At 68.7% G+C, this 21,709-nt stretch carries 16 protein-coding genes; 10 read left to right on the plus strand and 6 right to left on the minus strand.

What is annotated here, in order from left to right; translation table 11 throughout:
* Positions 1-58 precede the first annotated feature (58 nt).
* The 5 genes from thiC to PKE75_RS05055 all read left to right on the plus strand — a co-directional run bounded on the left by thiC (position 59) and on the right by PKE75_RS05055 (position 8,419).
* Positions 59-1,921: a phosphomethylpyrimidine synthase ThiC gene (gene thiC / locus PKE75_RS05035; protein WP_271167599.1), complete on the plus strand. Its 1,863-nt coding sequence runs from the start codon at positions 59-61 to the stop codon at positions 1,919-1,921.
* 346 nt (positions 1,922-2,267) lie between these two features.
* Positions 2,268-4,778 (plus strand): glycogen/starch/alpha-glucan phosphorylase, encoded by a 2,511-nt coding sequence (locus tag PKE75_RS05040; RefSeq protein ID WP_271167600.1) that lies wholly within the window; start codon positions 2,268-2,270, stop codon positions 4,776-4,778.
* Between the two features lie 57 nt (positions 4,779-4,835).
* Positions 4,836-6,101, plus strand: coding sequence for a glucose-1-phosphate adenylyltransferase (gene glgC, locus PKE75_RS05045; protein ID WP_271167601.1), 1,266 nt, complete (start codon positions 4,836-4,838; stop codon positions 6,099-6,101).
* Between the two features lie 97 nt (positions 6,102-6,198).
* A complete protein-coding gene (gene glgA / locus PKE75_RS05050) occupies positions 6,199-7,638 on the plus strand; it encodes a glycogen synthase GlgA (RefSeq protein ID WP_271167602.1) in 1,440 nt (479 codons plus the stop codon).
* Between the two features lie 232 nt (positions 7,639-7,870).
* Positions 7,871-8,419 carry a L,D-transpeptidase gene (locus tag PKE75_RS05055; RefSeq protein ID WP_271167603.1) on the plus strand — a complete coding sequence of 183 codons (549 nt, stop codon included), beginning with the start codon at positions 7,871-7,873 and terminating at the stop codon, positions 8,417-8,419.
* 157 nt (positions 8,420-8,576) lie between these two features.
* Here the strand turns inward: PKE75_RS05055 and PKE75_RS05060 are convergent, their stop codons facing one another.
* Positions 8,577-8,759: a YdcH family protein gene (locus PKE75_RS05060; RefSeq protein ID WP_271167604.1), complete on the minus strand. Its 183-nt coding sequence runs from the start codon at positions 8,757-8,759 to the stop codon at positions 8,577-8,579.
* A 195-nt stretch (positions 8,760-8,954) separates the two neighbouring features.
* Between PKE75_RS05060 and PKE75_RS05065 the strand changes: the two genes are divergently transcribed.
* From PKE75_RS05065 to PKE75_RS05085, 5 genes are all read left to right on the plus strand, one after another.
* The gene (locus tag PKE75_RS05065; protein WP_271167605.1) at positions 8,955-9,179 is read left to right on the plus strand and encodes a YdcH family protein; all 225 of its coding nucleotides are present in this window, start codon (positions 8,955-8,957) and stop codon (positions 9,177-9,179) included.
* Positions 9,180-9,295: 116 nt separating this feature from the next.
* The gene (gene purE / locus PKE75_RS05070) at positions 9,296-9,805 is read left to right on the plus strand and encodes a 5-(carboxyamino)imidazole ribonucleotide mutase (RefSeq protein WP_271167606.1); all 510 of its coding nucleotides are present in this window, start codon (positions 9,296-9,298) and stop codon (positions 9,803-9,805) included.
* A gap of 5 nt (positions 9,806-9,810) precedes the next feature.
* A complete protein-coding gene (locus PKE75_RS05075) occupies positions 9,811-10,890 on the plus strand; it encodes a 5-(carboxyamino)imidazole ribonucleotide synthase (protein WP_271167607.1) in 1,080 nt (359 codons plus the stop codon).
* Between the two features lie 173 nt (positions 10,891-11,063).
* Complete coding sequence (gene rpsU / locus PKE75_RS05080; RefSeq protein WP_271167608.1) at positions 11,064-11,288, plus strand: 30S ribosomal protein S21; 225 nt, start codon at positions 11,064-11,066, stop codon at positions 11,286-11,288.
* A gap of 214 nt (positions 11,289-11,502) precedes the next feature.
* On the plus strand, positions 11,503-12,351 hold the full coding sequence (locus tag PKE75_RS05085; protein ID WP_271167609.1) for a tetratricopeptide repeat protein: 849 nt from the start codon (positions 11,503-11,505) through the stop codon (positions 12,349-12,351).
* 331 nt (positions 12,352-12,682) lie between these two features.
* Here the strand turns inward: PKE75_RS05085 and PKE75_RS05090 are convergent, their stop codons facing one another.
* From PKE75_RS05090 to glgX, 5 genes are all read right to left on the minus strand, one after another.
* Positions 12,683-12,892 carry a hypothetical protein gene (locus PKE75_RS05090; RefSeq protein WP_271167610.1) on the minus strand — a complete coding sequence of 70 codons (210 nt, stop codon included), beginning with the start codon at positions 12,890-12,892 and terminating at the stop codon, positions 12,683-12,685.
* 148 nt (positions 12,893-13,040) lie between these two features.
* The gene (gene treY, locus PKE75_RS05095; protein WP_271167611.1) at positions 13,041-15,677 is read right to left on the minus strand and encodes a malto-oligosyltrehalose synthase; all 2,637 of its coding nucleotides are present in this window, start codon (positions 15,675-15,677) and stop codon (positions 13,041-13,043) included.
* On the minus strand, positions 15,674-17,761 hold the full coding sequence (gene malQ / locus PKE75_RS05100; RefSeq protein ID WP_271167612.1) for a 4-alpha-glucanotransferase: 2,088 nt from the start codon (positions 17,759-17,761) through the stop codon (positions 15,674-15,676). Before malQ ends, treY begins: the two co-directional genes overlap by 4 nt.
* The gene (treZ, locus tag PKE75_RS05105; RefSeq protein ID WP_271167613.1) at positions 17,758-19,515 is read right to left on the minus strand and encodes a malto-oligosyltrehalose trehalohydrolase; all 1,758 of its coding nucleotides are present in this window, start codon (positions 19,513-19,515) and stop codon (positions 17,758-17,760) included. Before treZ ends, malQ begins: the two co-directional genes overlap by 4 nt.
* Entirely contained in the window at positions 19,515-21,644 is a 2,130-nt protein-coding gene (glgX, locus tag PKE75_RS05110; protein WP_271167614.1) for a glycogen debranching protein GlgX, read from the minus strand. The genes treZ and glgX overlap by 1 nt, the downstream gene beginning before the upstream one ends.
* Positions 21,645-21,709 lie beyond the last annotated feature (65 nt).

The following is a 21,709-nucleotide window of genomic DNA, read 5'->3' on the forward strand; positions in this document are numbered from 1 at the left end:
CTGACATTTCGTCAGATTTTCCGGATCTCCCGACGAGTACCCCTCGAGGAGATTCCCCATGAACGTGCATATCCCCCCAAAAGACGCGAGGGCCGCGCCCGAAAGCGTCACCACCGGTCCGATCACCGGTTCGCGCAAGGTCTACGCCTCCCCGAAGGCGGACCCCGAGCTGCGGATACCGTTTCGCGAGATCGGCCTGAGCGATCCGAACGAGGCCCCGGTCCGGGTCTACGACCCGTCCGGTCCCTATACCGAGAGCGACGCGGCGATCGACCTCGCCGCGGGCCTTCCCCCGGTGCGCGAGGCGTGGATCGCCGCCCGCGGACTCGACGTCGCGCCGGGCCGGCCGGTGAAGCCGGAGGACAACGGCAACATCTCCGCCGAGAGGCTGGTCGCGCCCTGTCCTGCGACGCGCACGATCCGGGAGGCCGCCTGCGGCCAGATGGTGACGCAATACGAATTCGCCCGGGCCGGTATCGTCACTGAGGAGATGGCCTACGTCGCCCACCGCGAGAACCTAGCCCGCGAGGCGGCGCTCGACGGCGCGGGCGCGCGGCTCGCCGACGGCGACAGTTTCGGCGCGGAAATTCCGGAGTTCGTGACGCCCGAGTTCGTGCGCTCCGAGATCGCGCGCGGGCGGGCCATCATCCCTGCCAACGTCAACCATCCCGAGCTCGAGCCGATGGCGATCGGGCGGAACTTTCTGGTCAAGGTCAACGCCAACATCGGCAACTCGGCGGTGACCTCCGGCGCGGCCGAGGAGGTCGAAAAGATGGTCTGGGCGATCCGCTGGGGCGCCGACACCGTCATGGACCTCTCCACCGGCCGCAACATCCACAACATCCGCTCCTGGATCATCCGCAACGCGCCGGTCCCAATCGGCACCGTGCCGATCTACCAGGCGCTGGAGAAGGTCGACGGCGACCCGCTCAAGCTCGAGTGGGAGGTGTTCAAAGACACGCTGATCGAACAGGCCGAGCAGGGCGTGGACTACTTCACGATCCACGCCGGCGTCAGGCTGCGCCACGTGCCGCTCACCGCGAACCGCGTCACCGGCATCGTCTCGCGCGGAGGCTCGATCATGGCGCGCTGGTGCCTCGCCGGGCACCGCGAGAGCTTCCTCTACGAGCGCTTCGGCGACATCTGCGACATCATGCGGAAATACGACGTGTCGTTCTCGCTCGGCGACGGCCTCCGCCCCGGCTCGATCGCGGACGCCAACGACGCCGCGCAGTTCGCCGAGCTGGAGACGCTGGGCGAGCTGACGAAGGTCGCCTGGGACAAGGGCTGCCAGGTGATGATCGAGGGCCCCGGCCATGTGCCGATGCACAAGATCAAGCAGAACATGGACAAGCAGCTCGCGGTGTGCGGCGAGGCCCCGTTCTACACGCTCGGGCCGCTCACAACCGACATCGCGCCGGGCTACGACCACATCACCTCAGGCATCGGCGCCGCCATGATCGGCTGGTTCGGCACGGCGATGCTCTGCTACGTCACGCCGAAGGAGCATCTCGGCCTACCGGACCGCGACGACGTCAAGACCGGCGTCATCACCTACCGGATCGCGGCCCACGCCGCCGACCTCGCCAAGGGCCATCCGGCGGCGAAGATCCGCGACGACGCGGTGAGCCGGGCCCGCTTCGACTTCCGCTGGCAGGACCAGTTCGACCTGTCGCTCGACCCCGACACGGCGCGCGCGTTCCACGACGAGACTTTGCCAAAGGACGCCCACAAGGTCGCGCATTTCTGCTCGATGTGCGGGCCGAAGTTCTGCTCGATGCAGATCACCCGTGAGCTCCGCGCCGAAGCGCAGGCCATGGGCGACAACGAGCGGCTGTCGCTCGAGGCGGAGGCCGGAATGAAGGAGAAGACCGCCGAGTTCCTCGAAGGCGGCGGCAAGCTCTACGTGGCCGCAGAGTAGAGCGCCTCGTCCTGATGCCTCTCTCCTTTCAGAGCGTGGCGGCCTCGGCTGACAGGCCGAGGTCGGGGGGCCAGGATTGAGCTCGACGCCCGTCCAAGTCGGATGTTTCCGACTTGGATCACGCCCGAGAGCCAACTCCGCAACAGCGGGGTTGGCCGCCCACCGGACCCCGCTCCCAGCGGGGCCGCGCTTCGCGCTACCGCGAAGAGGGGCCAGAGCATCTATCTCGCGCCTTTGGCGAGGTCCTGCGAATTTTCCCGCACTGCGGCAATCGCCATCGCCGCCGGCCCGTGATTGACTGCGAGCGAGCGTCGAAGCAGGCGCGGGCGACACGGGAGACAGCGGCATGACAGACACGGCCACCGCGACGACGACGGCTGACGTGGCGCGCAGGCCAGTGCGCGAAACGGCTGACGGGACGCCGGACGCGGGCGTCGACGTCACCAAACTGCGCAAGGAGATCCTCGCTGAACTCACCTATTCGGTGGGACGATCGCCGGAGACGGCGAGCGTCCGCGACTGGTTCGTGGCGACCGCGCTCGCGGTGCGCGATCGCATCGTCGACCGCTGGGTGATCGAGCACGATTCCGAACACGCGCGCCCGAAGAAGCGCGTCTACTACCTGTCGCTCGAGTTCCTGATCGGGCGCATGCTCTTCGATGCGCTGCACAATCTCGGCCTGACGGAGGCCACCCGCGAGGCGCTCGCGGGGCTCGGCGTCGACCTCGACCAGGTGCGCGGGGCCGAGCCCGACGCGGCGCTTGGGAATGGCGGCCTCGGCCGCCTCGCCGCCTGCTTCATGGATTCGATGGCCTCGATCGGCGTGCCCGCCTTCGGCTACGGCATCCGCTACGACCACGGCCTGTTCCGCCAGGGCATGCGCGACGGCTGGCAGCAGGAATACCCGGAAGACTGGCTGTCCTTCGGCAATCCCTGGGAGTTCGCGCATCCGGAAGTCGACTATCCCATCGGCTTCGGCGGCTATGTCGAGCAGGTGAACGACGGCGGCAAGCCGAAGCACATCTGGCGGCCGGCTGAGAAGGTCGAGGCGGTCGCCTTCGACATGCCAGTGGTCGGCTGGCGCGGGCGCCACGTCAACACGCTGCGGCTGTGGTCGGCGCGCGCCCCCGACCCGATCAGCCTCGACGCCTTCAACCGCGGCGACTATGTCGGCGCGCTCGCGGACCGGGTGCGCATCGAGTCGATCTCGAAGGTGCTCTATCCCTCGGACGAGACGCCCAATGGGCAGGAGCTCCGCCTGAGGCAGGAGTTCATGTTCGCCTCGGCTTCGCTGCAGGACCTCGTCCGCCGCCATATCGAGGACTATGGCGACCTGCGCACGCTGCCGGACCACGTCGCGATCCAGCTCAACGACACCCATCCCTCGATCGCCGTGCCGGAGCTGATGCGCATCCTCGTCGACCTGCACGACCTGCCCTGGGCGGAAGCCTGGCAGATCACGGTCGCGACCTTCTCCTACACCAACCACACGCTGCTGCCCGAGGCGCTCGAGAGCTGGCCGGTGTCGCTGATGGAGCGGCTGCTGCCGCGCCACATGCAGATCATCTACCTGATCAATGCGCTGGAGCTCGAGGGCGCGCGCGGGAAGCGGCCGGGCGACGACGCGCTGCTGGCCTCGATCTCGCTCATCGAAGAGGGCGGCGGCCGCCGCGTCCGGATGGGCGTCCTCGCCTTCGTCGGCTCGCACAAGGTCAACGGCGTGTCGGCGCTGCACACGGAGCTGATGAAGCAGACGGTGTTCCGTGACCTGCACGGGCTGCATCCCCACCGCATCACCAACAAGACCAACGGCATCACCTTTCGACGCTGGCTGGCGCAGTGCAATCCGCGGATGACGCAAATTCTGATCGACGCCGTGGGCGTCGAGGTGCTTGACGATCCGTCGCGGCTCGAACGCCTGATCCCGATGGCGAGGGATTCCGCGCTTCAGGAGGCGCTCTACGCCGCCAAGCGCGAGAACAAGATGGAGCTCGCCAGGATCGTGGCCGACCGCAACGACGTCTGGGTCGATCCCGACGCCCTCTTCGACGTCCAGATCAAGCGCATCCATGAATACAAGCGGCAGCTGCTCAACATCCTGGAGACGGTCGCGATCTACAATGCGATGCGCGCACAGCCGATGCGCGCCTGGATGCCGCGGGTGAAGATCTTCGCCGGCAAAGCGGCGGCCAGCTACCGGCAGGCCAAGCTCATCATCAAGCTCGCGAACGACGTCGCGAAGGTCGTGAACTCCGACCCGACGGTGCGGGGTCTGCTGAAGGTGGCGTTCCTGCCGAACTACAATGTCAGCCTGGCCGAAGTGATCATTCCGGCCGCAGACCTTTCCGAGCAGATCTCGACCGCCGGCATGGAGGCGTCGGGCACCGGCAACATGAAGCTCGCGCTCAACGGCGCTCTCACCATTGGCACGCTCGACGGCGCCAATGTCGAGATCAAGGAGCACGTCGGCGACGACCACATCTTCATCTTCGGCCTGACCGCGCAGGAGGTGGAGGCGAGAAAGCGCAAGGGCTTCGACGCCCGCGCCGCGGTCGACGCCTCGCCGACGCTGAAGCAGGTGCTCGACGCGATCCGCGACGGCGTGTTCTCGCCCGACGATCCAGGCCGCTACCGCGAGCTGGTCGACGGGCTGCTCGACCACGACAATTTCCTCGTGACGGCGGACTTCGACGCCTACTTCGCGGCCCAGCGCCGGGTCTACAAGCTCTGGCGCGACCGGGCCGCCTGGATGAATTCGAGCATCATCAACACGGCGAACATGGGCTGGTTCTCGTCCGATAGGACGATAGGTGAGTACGCGAGCGAGATCTGGGACGTGAAGCCGACACTGGGGTGATCCAGGCGGCCCACGCGGAAACCCGGCCGCAGAGAGTCGAGTAGGGAGACGCCCGCGATGACCGCCGCAAAGACGCCGTTAGGCCCGCCATACGCCCGCGGGGCGATGGCGTTCATCCTCGCGGGCGGCCGCGGGTCACGGCTGATGGAGCTGACCGACAGGCGCGCCAAGCCTGCGGTCTATTTCGGCGGCAAGTCGCGTATCATCGACTTCACGCTGTCGAACGCGCTGAACTCCGGCGTCCGGCGCATCGGCGTCGCGACCCAGTACAAGGCGCACAGCCTGATCCGCCACATGCAGCGCGGCTGGAACTTCTTTCGCTCCGGGAGCAACGAGAGCTTCGATCTGCTGCCGGCGAGCCAGCGCATATCGGAGGACGCCTGGTATCTCGGCACGGCCGACGCGGTGTTTCAGAACATCGACATCATCGAGGACTATGCGCCGCGCCATATGATCATTCTGGCCGGCGACCACATCTACAAGATGGACTACGAGCAGATGCTCGCCCAGCACGTCGAGAGCGGGGCGGACGTCACCGTCGGCTGCCTCGAAGTGCCCCGCGCGGAGGCGCACGCCTTCGGCGTGATGCACATCGACGAGCACGACCGCATCATCGATTTCCTTGAGAAGCCCGCCGATCCGCCCTCGATGCCGGGCCGAAGCGACGTCTCGCTCGCGAGCATGGGCATCTACGTGTTCGACACGCAGTATCTGTTCGAGCGGTTGCGTGAGGACGCGGCGGACCCCAACTCGGCTCGCGACTTCGGCAAGGACATCATTCCTGCGATCGTAAGACACGGCAAAGCGGTCGCGCATCACTTCGCGCGCTCCTGCGTGCGTTCGGCCTCGGAGAAGGAGCCCTATTGGCGCGACGTCGGCACGGTCGACGCCTATTTCGAGGCGAATATCGATCTCACGGATTTCGTGCCGGCGCTCGACCTCTACGATCACAACTGGCCGATCTCGACCTACGCCGAGGTCACGCCGCCCGCGAAGTTCATCCACGACGAGAACGACCGCCGCGGCTGCGCGGTCTCGTCGCTGGTGTCGGGCGGTTGCATCGTCTCGGGCGCGAGCGTGAGGGAGTCGCTGCTCTTCACCGGGGTGCGCGTGAACTCCTATTCCGAAGTCCAGCGCGCTGTGATCCTGCCTTACGCCGAGGTCGGTCGCTCCTCGCGGCTGAAGAACGTGGTCCTCGACCGCGGCGTGAAGATCCCCGAGAAGCTGGTCGTCGGCGAGGATGCGGAACTCGACGCCGCGCGCTTCCGCCGGACCGAGAAGGGAGTTTGCCTCATCACGCAGTCGATGATCGACCGGCTGTAGGCTCGCGATGATCTGCCTCTTTTGAAGCATCGCGTCGGAGGCCGGCGCCCGCTACCATCTCCTCCCGCCACGTCCTTCGCCAAGCCGCTCAGCCCAGATGATCAACGTCCTCTCCGTCGCCTCGGAGGCCTATCCGCTGGTCAAGACCGGCGGCCTTGCCGACGTCGTCGGCGCCCTGCCGCGGGCGCTCGCTCCGCACGGCGTCGCGATGGCGACGCTGCTGCCGGGCTACCCTGCCGTGATGACGGCGATCCCCGACCGTGAGACGGTGGCGTCGTTCGACGATCTGTTCGGCGGCCGAGCCTCGGTCGTGCGTGGTCGGATCGACGGGCGCGACCTCCTGGCGGTCGACGCGCCTCATCTCTACGCCCGCGACGGCGGTCCTTACGTCGACGCCTCCGGGGCCGACTGGCCGGACAACGCGCAGCGTTTCGCGGCGCTCGGCAAGGTCGCCGCCGAGATCGGCCGCGGCGCGACCGCGCTGCCCGCGCCGCACATCGTGCATCTGCACGACTGGCAGCCGGGGCTTGCGCCGGCCTATCTCGCCTATGGCGGCGGAGAGCGGCCAAGGATCGTCGCGACCATCCACAACATCGCCTTCCAGGGGTGGTTTCCGGCCTCGCTGGCGCCGGCGCTCGGGCTGCCGCCGGAGGCGATGGGGGTGGAGGGCGTCGAATATTACGGCGGCGTCGGGTTCCTGAAGTCCGCGCTCTACTTCGCCGATCGCATCACGACGGTCTCGCCGACCTACGCCTCCGAGATTCTCGAACCGGACGGCGGGCTCGGCCTCGAGGGGCTGCTCAGGGCCCGCGCCGACGTCGTCTCGGGCGTGCTGAACGGCGTCGACGTCGACGTCTGGGATCCGCAGACCGACCCGCGCCTCGCCGCGCGGTTCTCGGCGCAGGATCTGTCAGGGCGGCGGGTCAACAAGCAGGCTCTGTTCGCGCGCTTTGGGCTCGATCCCGCAGGCGACCCGCTGACCTTCGGCGTCGTCAGCCGGCTGTCGAGCCAGAAGGGCCTCGATCTGCTGGCGGACGCGGTCCCCGTGCTGATTGGTCTCGGCGCCAGTCTCGCGCTGCTCGGCGCAGGCGAGGCGTGGCTCGAGGAGCGGTTCCGCGCGCTCGCCGCCGCCCATCCCGGCCGGATCGGTTGCGTGTTCGGCTACGACGAAGAACTGGCCCACCTCGTCCAGGGCGGCTGCGACGCGCTCATCGTGCCGTCGCGGTTCGAGCCCTGCGGGCTGACGCAGCTGTGCGCGCTGCGCTACGGCGCGACGCCGGTGGTCGCGCGCGTCGGCGGCCTCGCCGACACGGTGATCGACGCCAACCCGATGGCGCTCGCCGCGGGCGTCGCCACCGGCGTGCAGTTTTCGCCGGCGGGCCAGGCGCCGCTCGAATCCGCGCTCCGCCGCACGGCCGCTCTCCACGCCGACCGCGACGGCTGGCGGCGGCTGCAGGCGAACGGCATGGCGACCGACGTGTCGTGGAGCGCGTCGGCCAAGGCCTACGCCGGGCTCTACCGCGATCTGCTCGGCTGAAGAACGGCGCCGAAACTGTGGCGCAGGCGACACGAGCCGAGAGCAAAAGTCGTTCCAGACGCAAACGCGCTCACGCATGCTGAAGTCGCGCGTTTAACCTGCATGGGGGAATGGGGAGTCGCGAGGCTCCTCCGCGACCGGCGGCGACGCCCCGGGCGCGCTTTAAGCGTCAGGGTATGTAATGAAGTCAGCGTCGATCGGCCTTGCGCGCGCCTGTCTGGCGTCCGCGGCCATGGCCCTTGCGGCACTCGTCTCCGGCTGCTCCACCGCGCCGTCTTCCGATCCGATCGCGGCCGCGATGGCGACCACCTATCCGTCGGCGCTCCCGGTCGAGTATCGGCGGCAGGAGGTCGTGGACACGACCGGCGAGGCGCCGGGAACGATCGTGATCGATACCGGCTCCAAGTTCCTCTATTTCGTCGAGCCGGACGGCAGGGCGATGCGCTACGGCGTCGGCGTCGGCAAGGAGGGCTTCGGCTGGACCGGCCAGGCCAAGGTCGGCGCCAAGCAGGAATGGCCGGACTGGGTTCCGCCGCCCGAGATGCTGCAGCGCCGGCCGGAGTTACCGCTTCGCATGTCCGGCGGTCCGGAGAACCCGCTCGGCGCGCGGGCGATGTATCTCTACAAGGACGGCAAGGACACCCTGTTCCGAATCCACGGCACCAACGAGCCGCTGACGATCGGGAAGGCGATGTCCTCGGGCTGCATCCGGATGATCAATTTCGACGTCCAGGACCTCTACGAGCGCGTGCCGGTGGGCACCAAGGTCGTGGTTCGCTGACGACGCGGCGCAGCTCGCCGGCGTCGTCCGGCGAGCCGCGGACCTGATCGGCCGGGGGCACGCCGTCAGACGGGCCTGCGACAGCCCGGAAACAGAAAACGCCGCCGGCCACAATGGTCGACGGCGCGGACTCGATACCTAGGGGAATGTGGGACGATCAGTGGATCGTCGGCGCCAGTGGCTGCAATCGTGTCATTTCGTCTTTGATGCGGAGTTTCTTCCGCTTAAGTGACGAGACTTTGACTTCGTCGGTGCTGGGGTGCGTGAGTTCGACTTCAATCTCACGTTCGATCGCGCGATGCTTTTTCTCGAGCTCGGCGATATGTGACTCCATCGACATTCGGCACGTCTCCCTTTGTTAAGATCGACCCCGGGAGCATGTCACGAGAGCGGGCGGCTGTCGAACGAAGATGGGCGGGACGGCTTCACCTCCGCGTGCGAGGTTGACCAACTTCGTCGGGGCGAGCCTTGCCGGTCTTCGCGTCGGCGGCGATAATCGCGACCTGACATTTGTGGCGTTGACGGACGGGGGTCTATGGCGGGGCGAGACGAGGAGAGGCGGGTCCAGGAGCAGGCGGCCCGAGAAGAGCTCGCTCGTCTTCGCGAAGAGCATCGCGACCTCGACAATGCGATCGAAGCGCTCGAGCGCCTGGGCTCCACCGATCGGCTCGCCGTCCAGAGGCTGAAGAAGCGCAAGCTCAGCCTGAAGGACCGCGTGGCCTTCCTCGAGGACCAGCTCACCCCCGACATCATCGCGTGACAGGGCTGCGGCGGACCCCTTCGGCGCGACGATCGGACGAGGCTGTCCGCCTTGCCTGCGGCCTGGGCGGCGCCTATGGTCGACCCATCGTCTCACCCGTCCTGGAGCATGCCTAGATGGTCGCGGATGTCCGCGCCGAGCCTGCGCCTGTCGCCATCGTCATGGGCAGCCAGTCCGACTGGGCGACGCTCGTCCACGCCGCCGAGACCCTGCAGCAGCTCGAAGTCGCGCATGAGGCGCGCATCGTCTCCGCACACCGCACGCCGGATCGCCTCGTCGCCTTCGCCAAGGGCGCGAAGGCGGAGGGTTTTCGCGTCGTGATCGCCGGCGCGGGCGGCGCCGCGCATCTTCCGGGCATGGTGGCCTCGATGACGCCGCTGCCGGTCTTCGGCGTGCCCGTCCAGTCGAGCACGCTGTCGGGCCTCGACAGCCTGCTCTCCATCGTCCAGATGCCGGCGGGCGTGCCGGTCGGAACGCTTGCGATCGGCAAGGCCGGCGCGGTCAACGCCGCGCTGCTTGCGGCCTCCGTGCTCGCCCTGACCGACGACCGTCTCGCCGCACGTCTTGCGGCCTGGCGCCAGGCGCAGACCGACGGCGTCGCCGACGCTCCAGTCGGAGGCTCATGACCACGATGGCCCTAGCGCCACTCTCTCCCGGCGCCACGATCGGCGTTCTCGGCGGCGGCCAGCTCGGCCGCATGATCGCGCTCGCCGCGGCGCCGCTCGGCCTCAAGGTCCACATCTACGCGCCGGACGCGCACAGCCCGGCCTTCGACGTCGCGGCCGAGCGCACCGTCGCGCCCTACGAGGACGAGACGGCGCTGGCGATGTTCGCCGAGAGCGTCGACGTCGTCACCTACGAGTTCGAGAACGTGCCCGCCGAGACCGCGCGGCTGGTGGCGCAGCACAAGCCCTTGTTTCCCGGCGAGAAGGCTCTCGCGACCACGCAGGACCGGCTGACCGAGAAGACCTTCCTGCGCAATCTCGGCCTGCCGACGCCGAACTTCGCGTCCGTCGACGACCGCGCCAGCATGGCGGCGGCGGTCGCGGCCGTCGGGCGTCCCGCGGTGCTGAAGACACGGCGCTTCGGCTATGACGGCAAGGGCCAGACGCTGGTGCGCGAAGGCGTCGCGCTCGACGCCGCGCTCCAGATGATGGGCGGCCAGCCGGCGATCCTCGAGGCCTTCGTGCCGTTCCGCGCCGAGGTTTCGGTGGTCGCCGCGCGCGGCCGCGACGGCGGCTTCGCGACGTTCGACATCGTCGAGAACCGCCACGAGAACCACATCCTGCGCTCCTCCCATGTTCCGGCGGCGGTCAAGCCGGAGACCGCGGCCTCCGCCATCGCGATCGCCCGCAAGATCGCGCAGGCGCTCGACTATGTCGGCGTGTTCGCGGTCGAGATGTTCCTGGTCGACGGACCGACCGGCGAGCGCGTCGTCGTCAACGAGATCGCCCCACGGGTGCACAATTCCGGACACTGGACCATCGAGGGAGCGGCGACCAGCCAGTTCGAGCAGCATGTCCGCGCGATCGCCGGGTGGCCGCTCGGCGCCACGACCACGCGTGGCCGGGTGACGATGACCAACCTTCTCGGCGCCGAGGCCAACCGCTGGCGCGAGCTGCTGGCGGAGCCCGGGACCGCCGTTCACCTCTACGGCAAGGGCGAGCCGAAGCCGGGCCGCAAGATGGGACATGTCACGCGCGTCGAGTGACGGCGGCCCGCGCGCCCGCGTATGGCGCTTTTCTTCGCATGGACAAGGGGCTCGCCCTTTGCTATCCATCGACGGGATAGGCGGCGCGCGGCAACGTGTGCGTCGCCTTGTTGTTTTTGGGCCCGCTCGCGGAGCCCGTTCCGCCGACCCCGAATTGCAACCCGAGGCACGACGTGCAGGTTCTCGTTCGCGACAATAATGTCGACCAGGCCCTCAAGGCCCTCAAGAAGAAGATGCAGCGCGAAGGCATCTTCCGCGAAATGAAGCTCCGCGGCCATTACGAAAAGCCGTCCGAGAAGCGCGCCCGCGAGGAGGCCGAGGCCGTCCGTCGCGCGCGCAAGCTGGCCCGCAAGCGCGCCCAGCGCGAAGGCCTGCTCCCGGCGCCGAAGAAGAAGTGATTCGCTGAATTCTCCCGCGCTCCGTCGCGGCGAGGAGCGAACAGTGCGCCCGCCCGGCAACGCCGGCGGGCGTTTTTGCGTCTTGCGCGGCCCATCGGCGGGGTTCGCCCGGATTTCGCTTCGGGAAATCCCAATCCTGCCGCAATCGCCCTATGTCTGACGGGCGTAAGCTGCAATCGGCGGTAAGGCGGTGGGGTCAATGAACGGTCGCGAGATGTCCAAGCTGCTGAGCCGCGCAGGCGTCATCGCCCTCGCGGCGCTCTCCGTCGCAGCCTGCGACACGATGGGCGGCGGAGGCGGCCGCTCCGTCGACCCGGACGTCTACGCCGCGCGTCAGTCCGACCTCGGGTCGCTCACCCAGGTCGTGAACGCCAATCCGACCGATCCCGAAGCGCTCAACATGCGCGGCTCGGCCTATGCGCGGCTCGGCCAGTACGACAACGCGATCGGCGATTTCAACCGCGCCATCCAGCTCAACGGCTCGTTCGCCAAGGCCTACGCCAACCGCGCGCTGGCCTACCGCTCGCAGAAGAACAACGCCGCCGCGCTCGCCGACTACAACCGCGCGATCGAGGTCGATCCTGGCTACGCCGCGGCCTATGTCGGGCGCGGCAACCTCTACCGGCAGACGGGCCGCATCGACGACGCGCTCTCTGACTACAACAGCGCGATCAAGGCCGACCCGAACAACGCGCAGGCCTGGCACAACCGCGGCCTGATTCACCAGGCGCAGGGCCGCAACGAGGACGCGATCGACGACTTCACCAAGGCGACCGCGATCTCGGTGACGGCGGCAGAGCCCTATGTGGGGCGCGGCATGAGCTATCTCGCGCAGAACGACGTCAACGCCGCGATCGACGACTTCAACACCGCGCGGACGCTCAATCCCAAATATGTCGACGCCTGGGTCGGCCGCGGTCTGGCGTTCGAGAAGCGCGGCGACACGAACAATGCGCGCGCCTCCTACGCCCAGGCGCTGAACCTGGACCGCAACGACCCCCGCGCGACGGAGGGCTTCCGCCGCGTTGGCGGCAAGGCTGGCGAGACCTACTCGGAGCACTGACGGACTCTCTATGGCGCGCTTGTGCTCTTGAAGAGCCAAGCTTTGCGCCCGGCGCGCGCGGGGTGGGACGTCGCGTTAGCGCGCCCGTTTCACGCCGAAACGACCGCCGTCCCCCGGCCCGAAGCGCCGGGGCCCAGACGTACGGGAGCTGCCGGGCTTGTCCCAGTCGTGGTTCTGATTTCGGCTGGATGACGACGCGGGCGCGGCCCACGGCCTCCGGCGGATCGTCGCCGGCGTCTCATCCTGATGAAGCCCGAAGGGCGGTCTCAACGCGCGCGCCCGGTTTGGCGGCGGGAAAGCTGCGTTGCAAAGTCGTAGCCGGCGGTCCGGTTCAGGCGCGGGCGAAGATCACCACGTTGCCGTCGTCGTCTTCCGCCGCCTCGCGCACCGCGTCCTGCCGGGCCGAGGTCTCGTCGAGGCGCTCGCGCAGGCCGCGCACGGCGACCAGCATTTCGAGGCCGAGGCCCAGAGGGGCGCACATCAGCGTCGTGGCGTAGACGTCGAGGGCCTGTCCGAGAAGTTCCGCGTCCTGGCGGGACACTGAGAAACTCAGCGAGTCCATGGGTCACACCCCGTCGACTCCCGACCCGCCGGGCGCCCCCGTTAGGCGCAATTGCGGTCGCGCGTCGTTTGTCGACCGACATAGAAAACCATGAATCGCAGCAAAAGACATAGGCGGATAGGCTAGGTCAGTCCGCCGCAGTCAGGAACGCGACCGGCAACTGCAGCAGATCGGCCAAGAGCATCTTGGGGGAAAGCGTGATGGCGCGGCCGGTCAGTCGATCGATCATCTTGGCGCCCTCCAGCGTGTTCGGAAGCGTGACGTGATCGTCCTGCAACAGTTCGGCGCGCAACAGTAGCGACGGGGCCGGCGCGAGTCGGCCCGCCACCGTCCTAAGCCCGATGACGAGCGCGGCCTCCGTGTCCCGAAGGCGGGCGAAGGCGACCAGGTGGCCTGCGATCGGCCCGCTCGATCCCAGGGGAAGATAGTCGCCCTCAGAGAACAGTTTCGGCCGCTTCGCCCGCTCGGCGAGCGCGGCGGCCATCACCGCCTGTTTGACGGCGCCGTCATGCCAGCGTCCCGCGGCCTTGATGGCGGCGGCGCCTGCCGCGAGCGTCGTTTCGCGGGCGGCGTAATCGACCGGCCGGCGATTGTCGGGGTCGACCAGCGTCAGATCCCAGAACTCGGTGCCCTGGTAGACGTCGGGAACGCCAGGGACCGTCAGCTTCAGCAAGGTCTGGAGCAGGCCGTTCGCCGCCCCCGCCGGACCGATGCGGGCGGCGAATGCGGCGATGTCCGCGCGGAGCGGCAGGTCCGGCTCCGTCAGGAGTTTCGTCAGCAGGCCCTGCGCGGCGGATTCGTAAGGCTCGTTCGGCGCCGACCAGTCGGTCTGGAGTTTCGCCTCGCGCAGCGCCTTCTGCTGCCAGCGCGCGAGGCGCTCGGCGAAGGCCCTGCAGCCCTCAGTGTCGTTCGGCGACAGGTCGTGCGGCCAGGCGCCGACCAGCGTCTGGTACAGGATCTGCTCGTCGGCCGCCGACGGCGCGTCGGCGCCCCGCAACGGCGCAGCGGCCTCCCGCCAGCGCGTGACGGCCGCGATCCACTCGTCGGGAATTTCGCTCAGCACCGCGAGCCGGGCGCGCACGTCCTCGCCGCGTTTGTGGTCATGGGTCGAGGTGGTGAGCATCGCGTTGGGGAAGGTGTTCGCCTTCGCCGCCATCTTGTCGTGAAAGGTCGGCACGTCGATCGAGAACGTCGCGACGTCGAAGCCGACGTCGGTGCGCGAGAGCAGCTTGCCGTAGCGATAGAAGGCGGTGTCCTCGACGGCCTTGGCCGCGACGGGCGCGGACAACTGCTGGAAGCGCTGGATCGCCCGGTCTCTGGCCGCGAGCTGCTCGGCGGGGCCGACCTCGCCGCCGAGCCAGCCGTCGAGCAGGTCGAGCACGGGCGCGTCGGCCGGCAGGATCGAGGCGCGCGCCTTCTCCAGCGCGCGGGCGAAGATCGGCTTGTCGGCCTCGGTGCGGCCCCGATCGGGCGACGCATAGGTGCGGTAGGCCGGGAAGTGCGCCAGAAGCTCGATCAGCGCGCGGCGGATGGCGGCGCGCGGCGTGTCGCGCGTCCGGTAGTCGAGCCGCGCCAGCGCATGCAGGGCGTTGGTCGCCTGATCGAGCTGGGCTGAGAACGAGCGGTCGAGGATCTCGCGGCGCGCGGTCTCCTCCTCGACGTGGAAGTCCGACGGCCGGCCGGAAATTTCCGCCCAGAAGGCCGAGAGCTTCTCGTCGCCCGAGGCGGCGTGCAGCAGCGCGCTGACGTCGTCCATGAAATCGTAGCCGCTCGCGCCGTCGACCTTCCAGTCGGTCGGAAGGTTTTCGCCGGGGCCGAGGATCTTCTCGATCACCAGATAGGCGGGCTGACTGGCGAGAGCGCCCGGACGTGCGCTCTGCGCGGCCTCCAGATGCTCGCGCAGGCGGCGCGCATAGAGCCGGGGGTCGGCGAGCCCGTCGATGTGGTCGACGCGGAAACCGTCGATCAGGCCCTCGGCGTAGAGCTTCAGCAGCAACTCGTGGGTCGCCTCGAACACTGCGGGGTCGCCGATCCGGAGACCGGCGAGCTCGTTGACGTCGAAGAAGCGGCGCCAGTTGATCTCGTCGCCCGCCACCGTCCAGGACGCCAGCCGCCAGTTCTGTTTTTCGAGCAGCGTATGGAGCCTCGCGCGGCCCTCTTCGGAGGTCCCGTCATAGGCGTCGAGACCGTTGGTCTCGACCTCCTGCCGGTCCTCCGGCCGCAGCGGGAACAGGTGGTCGGCGTAGCGCAGCGCCAGGCCGCCGCGCCGTCCCTCATGGGTGAGCTTCAGGTCGCCGGAGGCGAGCGCCTCGCCGTAGGACACGCCGAGCGTCGGCACGAGGATCTTGCCGTGCAGGGCGGGATCGGCCGGCGTCCAGTCGATGTCGAAGAAGTGCCCGAACCGGCTGCCGCGGCCATGCGCCAGCACGTCGAGCCACCAGGCGTTGTCGTCGCCGCCGACCGCCATGTGGTTCGGCACGATGTCGACGATCATGCCGAGCCCCTCGGCCCGCAACGCCGCGACGAGTTCGCGAAAACCCTCCTCGCCGCCGAGCTCGGGGTTCACCGTCGTCGGGTCGACGACGTCATAACCATGCATCGAGCCGGCGCGGGCGGTCAGGATCGGCGAGGAATAGAGGTGGCTGATCCCGAGCTCGCGCAGATAGGGCGCGAGCGGAATCGCCTTCGAGAACGGGAAATCCTTGTGGAACTGCAGGCGCATCGTCGCGCGCGGCGGGCTTGCGGGATCCTGCGGATGCGTCACGCGTCGCGTCTCCTGTTCAGTGTCCTGAGCCTCGCGGCCGGGGCGCTTTCCGCCAGCATGTCCGGCGCCGGGTTCGGCAGCCGCCGTCGCCAGTTCGGATGCTCGTCGAGGGTGCCGGGAAGGTTCGGCTGTTCGAGCTGGCCGAGCGCGTCCTCCATCGGCAGCAGCACGAGCTTCGACGGCGTCGTCGAGAGAAACGCCACCGCGGCGTCCACGACCACGTCCGGCGCGTCGGGCGCAGGCGGATCGCCCGCGGCGACGTCCGCCGCGACGAAGGCGCGCCAGAGCGCGGACCGCTCCTGCTCGCGCTCCAGCCGGTCGTTCGCTGCGGTCTCGCCGAACTGGCCGCCGGCGACGGAGGCGCGCAGATCGATGTCGGCGCCGGACCACCACCCCGCCGTGGTCGGCAGGTCGTGCGTCGTCGTCATCGCGAGCGCGTCCGCCGGGTAATAGGAGGGCGGGAAGAATCTTCGCTCGTGGCGCTCGAACTGCAGCACGCGCATGCCCGCGACGCCGGCCTCCGCCAGCCGCTCTCGGAAGCCTTCCGGCACCGTGCCGAGATCTTCGCCCACGACGACCGCTTCGTTGCGCAGCGACTCCAGCGCCGTGAGACGAAGCATGTCGTCCACGGGGAAGGCGAGATAGGCGCCCTCGGTCGCCTTCGCGCCCTCCGGCGCCATCCACAGCCTCGCGAACCCCATCGCGTGGTCTATGCGGACGCCGCCGGCGTTCTTCATGCAGGCGCGCAAGGTCGCAAGGAACGGCGCGAAGCCGGATGTCTTCAGCGCGATCGGCGAGAAAGTGGCGAGCCCCCAGGCCTGGCCGTTCGGGTTGAACAGATCGGGCGGCGAGCCGACGGAGAGGCCCACGAGCACATCCTGCTGCCGGCTCCAGGCGTGGCTGCCCCCGGCGTCCATGCCGACCGCGAGGTCGGAGATCAGGCCGATCGCCATGCCCGAGTCGCGCGCGGCCTTCTGCGCTGCGGCGAAGGATCGGTCGGCGATCCACTGCAGGAAGACGTGGAAGTCGACCTCGCCCGCGTGTTCCGACGAAAACTCTGCGACCGCCGCGCTCTGCGGGTCGCGCAGGGCCTCGGGCCAGCTCCGCCAGTCCCACTGACGCATGTCCGCGCCGAAGCGCGCGGCGTGCAGCGCCTCGAAGCGCGCATGCCGCTCGAGCAGGTCGCCGCCTTCGGCGCGGAACGCGTCGAAATCCATGGCGAGCCTGCCGCGCCCGCTCTCCGCGCATTCCACGGAGCGGAAGCTCTCGAACAGCTTGCGGAAGGTGGCGAGCTTGGCGCGGGCGGAGTCCGGCCAGTCGATCAGCGGCGCCGATTCCAGAGCGCGGCGGATGTCCGCGACGCCGGCGGCGCGCGAGGCTTCCTCGACCCGGTCTTCGCTGAACAGGAAATCCGGGTCGGCGTGGAGCGCGTTCAGGAACAGCCGGCTCGACGGCGAGTATGGTCCGAAATGGTGCGGGTCGGCGGTGAAGCCGGCGTGCAGCGGACTGAGCGCCAGCGCGTCGGCGCCGGCGCGGCCGAGCGTCTCCGCCAGCGTCGCGACGCCGCCGAGATCGCCGATCCCGCCATCCCCTCTGCGGGTGAGGCCGTAGACCTGAGCGGCGAGCCCCCACATCCGGCGCCCGCTCGCCGCGTCGACGATGCTGCGGCCGCGCGGGGGGGCGACGGCGAGCGTGACCCCGCCGTCCCTGGTCTCAAGCCGATGATAGCCCGCCTCCAGGATGGGCCGCATCAGCGCGCGGCCGTCTCCGGCGTCGCCGAGGATCACGTCGAAGGTCTCGCCGTCCTCGCGGATCAGGCGCGCCGCCGTTCCGGGCTTTCCGGGAACCGGGACCGTGTGGCCGACGGTCGCCGTGACGAGCGCTGCGGGCGCGCCGGCGATCTCGCTCAGCCGCTCCAGCGACCCGCGGGTCTCGGTCTCGCTGTCGCAGCCGAGCCCAAGCGCCGAGAGCAGCCGCCGAAGCGTCTCGGGCGTCACCGTGCGGGATTGGCCTGCCTGATCAGTCCAATGAACCGAAAACCCGGCGCGCGCGGCGAGGTCACGAACGGCGTCGTCTTGGCTCAAGCTGCTGGCTCCAGCAAAGCGACGGTGGAGAAGCCGGGCAGGCTGCCGGAGCGCGCGGCGTCAGCTGCGCCGATGGGGGATTCAAACAGCACGGTGCCCTCAAGGCTGGGCAGAGGAACACGACTATCGGCGAGGTTGATCGCGAGGGTCAGTTTCGCGCCGTCGCCCATCGTCCACCGCGAGACGACGGCCTTCTCGCCGACCACGTCCGCGCCGGCGGACCGGCAGCCCGGAATGCCCGGCGTGATCTTCGCCGCGCGGATCGCGAGCAGCTTGCGGAACAAGGCGGTGCGCGCCTCCGCCCGCTCGGAGTGCGGCTCGGGGATCGAATTCTCGAAGGTCGTCACCGCATTCGGGTCCGGGATCTCGGCGCCGGCGAAGGCCGCGAACTTGGCGAATTCCTTGCGCCGTCCGTTCCGCACGGCCTCGGCGAGTTCCGGCTCGTGGTCGGTGAAGAACAGGAAGGGAGTCTCGCTCGCCACCTCCTCGCCCATGAAGATCATCGGGATGTGGGGGGACAGCAGCAGCGCGGCGGTCGCGGCTTCGACGCCCTCCGGCGGGGCGAGCGTCGTCAGCCTGTCGCCGAAGGCGCGGTTGCCGATCTGGTCGTGGTTCTGCAGGAAGCTGACGAAGGCGGTCGGGGGAAGATGGTCGCTCGGCGTGCCTCGCGGCTTGCCGTTCTGATGCGGGGACGGATCGCCCTGGTAGACGAAGCCGTCCTGCAGCGTGCGGGCGAGCTTGCCCGCCGTGTCCTCGACGAAGTCCTCGTAATAGCCTTCGCGCTCGCCCGTCAGCAGCACGTGAAAGACGTGGTGGAAATCGTCGTTCCACTGGGCGTCGACCTCGCCTGCGAGGTGACTCTGCTGATTGAACTCGTTTTCGAGGATGAGGTGCAGATGGCGGCCATTCTCGCTCGCGCGGACGGCGGCCGCGGTTTCGTCGATCCAGTCCTGCTCGGAAATCGCATGCACCGCGTCAAGCCTCAGCCCGTCGAAGCGGTACTCCTCCAGCCAATAGAGCACGTTCTCGGTGAAGTAGCTGCGCACTTCCGGGAGACGGAAGTCGATCGCTCCGCCCCACGGCGTGTGCAGGTCCTCGCGGAAGAACTCCGGAGCGGCGGCGGGGATGTAATTCCCGTCCGGTCCGAAATGGTTGTAGACCACGTCGAGGATCATCATCACCCCGAGCTCGTGAGCCTGGTCGATGAGGCTCTTCAGCTCTTCCGGCGAGCCATAGGCGGCGTCGGGAGCGTAAGGCAGCACGCCGTCGTAGCCCCAGTTCCGCGCGCCGGGGAAATCGGCGATCGGCATCAGTTCTATGGCGGTGATCCCGAGTTCGGCGAGCAGCGGCAGCGCCTCGGCCACGCCGTTGAAGCCGCCGAAGCAGCCGACATGAAGTTCGTAGACCACGGCCTCGTGCCAGGGCCGGCCCTTCCAGTCCGCGGTTTTCCAGTCATAGCGCGCCGGATCGATCACGATGCTCCAGCCGTGGATGTCGCCGTCCTGGAAGCGGGAGGCGGGGTCCGGCACGCTCAGCCCGTCCGGCAGATGGAAGCGGTAGCGGGCGCCTGCGGGAGCTTCGATCGTCTTTGAGAACCAGCCCTGCGCGTCGCGCTCCATCAGCACGGGGTCTCGGTCGCGAATTTCCAGGCGCACCTCGGCGTGGGCGAGCGCCCAGAAGCGGAAGGTCGTGCCGGAATCGGAAAAGGCGGCGCCGAAGGGGAGGCGTCGTTCAAAACTCGCAGTCAAAATCATCAATCTCCAGGCGCATGCGTCTGCCGGCGCTTCGCCGGCTGGGCGGACGCAAGGGAGAGGCCGAGCACGGCGCTCTGGGCCGCGACGGTTATCGCGTCTTGCTCGATCACGCGTTCCGGAGCCTCGGGCCGCGCGCTGTCGATCAGCAGCACGGTCGAAAGCGCAGGGGGCGGAAGAGTGAAAACGCGATCCTCCGCGGTCGGATTTAGCATCAGGGTGAGGATAGGCACGGCGCCGTCGGCGCGGCGCTCCGCCCGGCGCAGCATTAACGTCCTCTCATCATGGTCGTTCCACGCCTCCGAGCTGATCGGAGCGCCGCTTTCGTCGAACCAGGCGATGTCGAGCACGCCGGGGAAGGGCTCCTCCCGACCGTGCAGGAATCGCTTGGAGCGCAGCACCGGATGGGCGCGTCGCAGCGCGATAAGTCGCGCCACGAAGGCCGTCAGCGCCTCGCCCCCCTCGGTCGAGGCGAGCCGCCAGTCGATCCACGACGTCTCGTTGTCCTGGGCGTAAGCGTTGTTGTTGCCGCCCTGGGTGCGCTGGAACTCGTCGCCCGCGAGCAGCATCGGCGAGCCGTTGGCGAAGAACACCGTGGCGAGCATCGCCCGGGCGAGGCGCGCGCGGAGCGGCTTGATCTCGGGATCGTCGGTCGGTCCCTCCACGCCCCAGTTCGAAGAATAGTTCTCGCCATGGCCGTCGCGGTTGTCCTCGCCGTTCGCGAGGTTGTGGCGATCGACGTAGGCGGTCGTGTCGGCGAGCGTGTAGCCGTCGTGGCTCGCGACGTAGTTGATCGACGCCCAGGGCCTGCGCGATCGCCGATCGAACAGGTCGCTGGAGCCTGCGAGCCGCGCCGCGACTTCCGGGCGCTGGCCGCTGTCGCCACGCCAGAACCTGCGGATGGAGTCACGGAACTTGTCGTTCCATTCGGCGAAGCCCGGCGGGTGATGGCCGAGCTGGTAGCCGCCGGGGCCGATGTCCCAGGGTTCCGAGATCAGCTTCACGCGCTGGAGCGCCGGATCCTGCCGGATGGCGTCGAAGAAGCCGGAGCCGGGGTCGAAGCCGTGCGCCTCGCGGCCGAGCGTGACGCCGAGATCGAACCGGAACCCGTCGACGTGGTAGGCCTCGACCCAGTAGCGCAGCGAATCCATCACCATCTGCAGCACGCGCGGATGGCTGAGATTCACAGTATTGCCGGTGCCGGTGTCGTTGACGCAGTAGCGCCAGTCGGTCTGCACCAGCCGATAGTAGCTGGCGTTGTCGAGGCCGCGGAACGACAGCGTCGGCCCTTCCTCGCTGCCTTCCGCGGTGTGGTTGTAGACGACGTCGAGGATCACCTCGATGCCCGCCGCATGCAGCCGGCGCACCGCGACCTTCAGCTCATTCAGGGAGCCGTCGGAAAGGTAGCGCGGCTCCGGCGCGAAGAAGGCGAGCGTGTTGTAGCCCCAGTAGTTCCTGAGGCCCTTCTCCACCAGCACGCGGTCCTGCACGAAGGCGTGGATCGGCAGGAGCTCCACGGCGGTGACGCCGAGGCGCTTATAGTGCTCGATCATCACGGGGCTCGCGAGCGCCGCGAAGGTGCCGCGCTCGTGCGCGCGGATGTCCTGCCGCAGCATCGTCAGCCCGCGGACATGCGCCTCGTAGATCACCGTCTCGTCCCAGGGCGTGCGCGGCGGCCGGTCGTCGCCCCAGTTGAAGGCGCCGTCGACCACCACGCCCTTCGGCATGCCGGGCGCGCTGTCGCGGCGGTCGTAGGACAGGTCGGCGCGCGGGCTGTTCAGGCGGTAGCCGAACATCGCGTCGGACCAGCGCACCTCGCCCGCGATCTGCTTGGCGTAGGGATCGAGCAGCAGCTTGTTGGGATTGAAGCGTTGGCCGTGCTGCGGGTCGTAAGCGCCGTGCGCGCGAAAGCCGTAGAGCAGCCCGGCGCGCGCGTCCGGCAGATAGCCGTGGAACACCTCGTCGGTGCGCTCGGGAAGCGCGACGCGCGCGATCTCGCGCCGTCCTGACGGATCGAACAGGCAGAGGTCGATCTGGTCGGCGTTGGCCGAGAACACCGCGAAGTTGACGCCCAGCCCGTCCCAGGTGGCGCCGAGCGGGTAGGGGGATCCAGGTTCGAGGTTCGCTGTCATGGGCGAAACGATATGCGGTCCTGGCGAAGGAGACCAACAGGCGGCCGCAGCCTCCCGTCTTCCCG

Origin of the sequence: Hansschlegelia plantiphila, assembly GCF_027922265.1 — a bacterium.
Classification (GTDB): Bacteria; Pseudomonadota; Alphaproteobacteria; order Rhizobiales; family Methylopilaceae; genus Methylopila; species Methylopila plantiphila.